Here is a 241-nt window from a genome sequence, read left to right as displayed (position 1 = left end):
GGTGATAGCGACGGGGCTGGTTTGCGTGATGCGGTGGATGCGGTCTTCGGCTTGTGTGACGAGTGCGGGTGTCCACTCGGTTTCCACGAAAAGGGCGTCCTGGGCGCGCGTGAGGGTGAGACCGACTCCCGCAGCGGTGATTTGTGCGATGAGCACATCAACCTTGCCCGCCTGAAAAGCGCGGACTGTCTCGTCTCGCTCGGCCTTGCTGGTTGCCCCGTAGTAGGTGCGCACTGTGGCA

At 63.1% G+C, this 241-nt stretch carries 1 protein-coding gene; it reads right to left on the bottom strand.

Going from position 1 to position 241, the window contains the following annotated elements; translation table 11 throughout:
* A partial coding sequence (locus QP415_RS12735; RefSeq protein WP_285100316.1) for a C-terminal helicase domain-containing protein occupies window positions 1–241 on the bottom strand: 241 nt, incomplete at both ends.

Source organism: Pauljensenia sp. UMB3104, assembly GCF_030217285.1.
Lineage (GTDB): Bacteria > Actinomycetota > Actinomycetes > Actinomycetales > Actinomycetaceae > Pauljensenia.
Note: the sequence above shows the minus strand (reverse complement) of the source record. Positions and strands in the feature narration are given on the sequence as shown.